The 4,164-nt window shown below is 74.6% G+C and carries 5 protein-coding genes; 1 reads left to right on the forward strand and 4 read right to left on the reverse strand.

Annotation, left to right across the window (positions count from 1 at the left end; translation table 11 throughout):
* Nucleotides 1-46 precede the first annotated feature (46 nt).
* The gene (locus GTQ99_RS20545; RefSeq protein ID WP_166617562.1) at nt 47-472 is read right to left on the reverse strand and encodes a hypothetical protein; all 426 of its coding nucleotides are present in this window, start codon (nt 470-472) and stop codon (nt 47-49) included.
* Nucleotides 473-777: 305 nt separating this feature from the next.
* On the opposite strand from GTQ99_RS20545, the gene GTQ99_RS20550 reads away from it, so the two are divergent.
* Nucleotides 778-1,290: a DUF3145 domain-containing protein gene (locus tag GTQ99_RS20550; RefSeq protein ID WP_166617563.1), complete on the forward strand. Its 513-nt coding sequence runs from the start codon at nt 778-780 to the stop codon at nt 1,288-1,290.
* A 90-nt stretch (nt 1,291-1,380) separates the two neighbouring features.
* Here GTQ99_RS20550 and GTQ99_RS20555 read toward each other — a convergent pair whose 3' ends face one another.
* The 3 genes from GTQ99_RS20555 to GTQ99_RS20565 form a co-directional block, all read right to left on the reverse strand.
* Nucleotides 1,381-2,643 (reverse strand): beta-ketoacyl-[acyl-carrier-protein] synthase family protein, encoded by a 1,263-nt coding sequence (locus GTQ99_RS20555; RefSeq protein WP_166617564.1) that lies wholly within the window; start codon nt 2,641-2,643, stop codon nt 1,381-1,383.
* A gap of 61 nt (nt 2,644-2,704) precedes the next feature.
* Nucleotides 2,705-2,950 carry an acyl carrier protein gene (locus tag GTQ99_RS20560; protein WP_166611561.1) on the reverse strand — a complete coding sequence of 82 codons (246 nt, stop codon included), beginning with the start codon at nt 2,948-2,950 and terminating at the stop codon, nt 2,705-2,707.
* 89 nt (nt 2,951-3,039) lie between these two features.
* Nucleotides 3,040-4,131 (reverse strand): beta-ketoacyl-ACP synthase 3, encoded by a 1,092-nt coding sequence (locus GTQ99_RS20565; RefSeq protein WP_166617565.1) that lies wholly within the window; start codon nt 4,129-4,131, stop codon nt 3,040-3,042.
* Nucleotides 4,132-4,164: the final 33 nt, after the last annotated feature.

A 4,164-nucleotide genomic window follows, 5' to 3' on the forward strand; every position in this document is an offset into this window, starting at 1 on the left:
GGCACCAGGAGATGGTGTCACCGGATCGCGGCACCCGCGGCGCGGGTCAGCCCCGGAAGGGCGGCGGGGGCGCGGCGAGCGTGGCGCGGGGGCAGTCCTGCAGGCGCAGGCCGCCGTGGCCGAGGGCCTCGTCGCACAGCGACTCCACGCTCCAGCCGAGCTGGCTGCCGAAGAGCGTGACGGTGACGCGGTAGACGGTGATCTCGTACTTGGTGGGGGTGCCGTAGGCGACGTGGATGCGGCCGATGAGCTCGGCGCCGGCGGCGTTCTCCGGCCCGTTCCACGGGCGGTCGTAGCGGCTCCACAGCGAGGGGCCGGCCTGCCAGACCCCGCCGTTCTGCACGTCGCGCAGGGCCAGCTCGACGAGCACGGAGCGGGCGGCCTCCTCGGGCACGATGGCCGCGGGGCGGATGACCTCGGAGATCTCGCCCGCGGCGGCGCGGCTGGCGGTGCGGTTCGGCTGCTCGTCCACGGGGTCCTCTCACCTGTCGGGGCGGGCGCCCGGCCGGCCGCTCGCTGCACTGGTCCCGCTCCTGCATCGGCACCGCGCGGGCCGTCCTTGAGCGGTGCGTGCGGATCACCGCGGCGTCACGACGGCGTCACGATGCGCGACACGCTGTGCAGGGATCGCGCTGGTGCTGGTGTGCGCGTGGTGGCGTGCGGCATGATGTCGCCGTACGAAAGGCACGCCAAGTAGTCAGAACACCACTTTCCGTCGCTCTGTGTGCGTGAGGCCGTTGGGGAAGACGTCCCTCAACCGACGCAGAGGAGAACGGCATGTCCGGTGCGACGACTCGCGGTGTGCTCTTCGTGCACTCCGCACCGCGAGCGCTCGTCCCGCACATCGAGTGGGCAGCCGGCGGTGTCCTCGGCGTGCGCGCGTCCTTCGACTGGACGAGCCAGCCGGTCGCTCCCGGCTGCCTGCGCGCGGAGTACTCCTGGCAGGCGCCGCAGGGCTCCGGGGCACTGCTCGCCTCCGCGCTGCGCGGCTGGTCGCACCTGCGCTTCGAGGTCACCGAGGAGGCCTCCCAGGGCTGCGACGGCGGCCGCTGGAGCCACACCCCCGCCCTCGGCATCTTCCACGCCGTCACCGACGTCCACGGCAACGTCCAGGTGCCCGAGGACCGCGTCCGGGCCGCCCTGGAGCTGCTGCAGAGCCCGGTGGCCGACCCCGAGGCCGCGCGGCGCGTGCTGTCGCTGGCCGTGGGGGAGGCGTGGGACAGCGAGCTGGAGGCGTTCCGGCACGCCGGCGACGACACCCCCGTGCGCTGGCTGCACCAGGTCGGCTGAGCGGCCGCACCGGGCCGGGCGCACCCGCTCCGCACGTGCAGCAGGGCCCCGCACCGTCGACGGTGCGGGGCCCTGCTGCGTGCCGGCGCCTCAGGCCGAGGCGAAGACCACGCTGACGTTGTGGCCGCCGAAGCCGAAGGCGTTGTTCAGCCCGATCAGCCGCCCCTGCCCGGGCAGCGGCCGGGGGTCCTTGCGGACGACGTCGAGGCTGACCTCGGGGTCGATGTCGTCGACGTTGATGGTCGGCGGGGCCATCCGGTCGCGCAGCGCCAGCATGGTGAAGATGCTCTCCACCGCGCCGGCCGCACCCAGCAGGTGCCCCGTCATGGACTTCGTGGCCGAGACCGCGATGCCGTCCACGGCGTCGCCCAGCGCCAGCCGCAGCCCCTTGTCCTCGGCGACGTCGCCGACCGGGGTCGACGTGGCGTGCGCGTTGACGTGGGTCAGGTCCGAGGGCTGCAGGCCCGCCTGCCGCAGCGCGTCGCCGATGGCCCGGGCGACCCCGGCGCCCTCCGGCTCCGGGGCGGCGACGTGGTGGGCGTCCGCCGACAGCCCCGCGGCCAGCAGCTCGGCGTGGACGCGGGCCCCGCGCGCGCGGGCGTGCTCCTCCGCCTCCAGGACGACGATGCCGGCGCCCTCGCCCAGGACGAAGCCGTCGCGGGCGGTGTCGAAGGGCCGCGAGGCGCGCGCGGGGTCCTCGTTGCGCCGCGACAGGGCGTGCATCGAGGCGAAGCTGGCGATGGGTAGCGGGTGGATGGCCGCCTCCGTGCCGCCGGCGATGACCATGTCGGCCCGCCCGCTGCGGATGAGGTCGAAGCCGTAGGCGAGGGCCTCGGCGCCGGAGGCGCACGCGCTGACCGGGGTGTGCGCCCCGGCGCGGGCGCCGAACTCCAGGCTGATGGACGCCGTCGGGCCGTTGGCCATGAGCATCGGGACGGTGAGCGGCAGGACGCGGCGGGCGCCCTTCTCGCGCAGCGTGTCGTAGGCCGTCATCAGGGTCCAGATGCCGCCGATGCCGGTGGCCACGACCGAGGCCAGGCGCAGCGGGTCCACCTCGGGGGTGCCCGCGTCGGCCCAGGCCTCGCGGGCCGCGATGACCGCGAACTGCTGGGAGGGGTCCAGCCGCTTGACCTCGCGCCGCTCCAGGACCGCGTCGGCGCGGACGGCGGCCTGCGCGGCGAAGGTCACCGGCAGCTCGTGCTCGTGGATCCAGTCGTCGGTGATGGGGCGCGCGCCGGAGCGCCCGGCGAGCGCGGCCTCCCAGGACGACCGGACGTCACCGCCGATCGGGGTCGTCGCTCCCATCCCGGTGACGACGACGCGGCGCGACGTTCCCGTCGTGGTCATGGTCATGGTCGGTCAGCTCCTTCTCGAGCTCTGACGGCGAACTGCTGGGTCGTGCGGTGGTGCGTCCTCAGCCCTGCGCCTGGGAGATGTAGGCGACGGCGTCGCCGACGGTGCGCAGGTTCTTGACGTCCTCGTCGGGGATGCGGACGCCGAACTTCTCCTCGGCGTTCACGACGATGGTCATCATCGACAGCGAGTCGATGTCCAGGTCGTCCGTGAAGGACTTGTCGGCCTGGACGCTGTCGGTGGGCAGGCCCGTCTCCTCGTTGACGATCTCGGCGAGACCGCTGAGGATCTCCTGCTCACTGGCCATGCGTTGCTCCTCCATCTGGTGGGTGACCGGTCCGGTCACCGCAAGCGGCCTGGGCGCGGCGTGCGACCCAGGGGATCCGAGGGCCCCGGTCAGGGCAGCCGCACGACCTGCGCGGCGTAGGACAGCCCGGCGCCGTAGCCGATGAGCAGCGCCAGGCCGCCCGAGGGCGCGTCGCCGTCGGCCATCGCGCGCTCCATCGCCAGCGGCACGGAGGCGGCGGAGGTGTTGCCCATGTCGACGATGTCGCGGGCGACGTGCACCTTCTCGGGCAGGCCCAGCTGCTTGACCATCGCGTCGATGATGCGCGCGTTGGCCTGGTGCGGCACGAAGACGTCGATGTCCTCGGCGGTGACGCCGGCCGCGTCGAGGGCGGCCTGGGCGACCGGGGCCATCTGCCACACGGCCCACCGGAAGACCGACTGGCCCTGCTGCTCCAGGTAGGGCCAGCGCTCGCCGTCGTGCGGGGCGCTCGCGCCGTCCTGCGCGGCGGCCTCGGCGGCACCGGGCGCCTCGGCGGCCATCGCCGCCTCCGCGGCCACGACCTGCCCGGCGCCGGCGCGCAGCTCCAGCCAGGAGAACTTCGACTTGATGGCGTCGGCCTGCCCGCCGTCCGAGCCCCACACGGTGGGGCCGATGCCGACCTCGTCGGAGGCGCCGACGACGGCCGCCCCGGCCCCGTCGGCGAACAGGAACGCGGTGGAGCGGTCGTGCTTGTCGGTGAAGTCGGACAGCTTGTCGACCCCCACGACGAGGACGTTGCGGGCGGTGCCGCCGCGCACGAGGTCCGCGGCCAGGGCGATGCCGTGGCAGAAGCCGGCGCAGCCGGCGGAGATGTCGAAGGCGGCGGCCGGGGTGGCGCCCAGGCGGTGCGCGAGCACCGCGGCGGCGGCCGGGGTCTGGTAGGGGTGCGACACGGTCGCCAGCACGACGGCGTCCACGTCGGAGCCGGTCAGCCCGGCCGCGGCGAGCGCCTTGGCGGCCGCGTCCTCGCTCATGTCGACGACCGAGACGTCCGGCGCGGCCCAGCGGCGGGTCTTGATGCCGGTGCGCTGCTGGATCCACTCGTCGGAGGAGTCGATCCAGGTGCACACCTCCGCGTTGTCGATGACGCGCGGCGGCCGGTGGGCGCCGACGCCGAGGATGCGCGCCTCGCGGGTGGGGGCGGAGGTCAGTGCGGTCACAGGGCGGCCTCCGCGGGGGTCGTGGTCGGGGTG

The sequence above is a fragment of the Kineococcus vitellinus genome, assembly GCF_009906315.1.
GTDB lineage: Bacteria > Actinomycetota > Actinomycetes > Actinomycetales > Kineococcaceae > Kineococcus > Kineococcus vitellinus.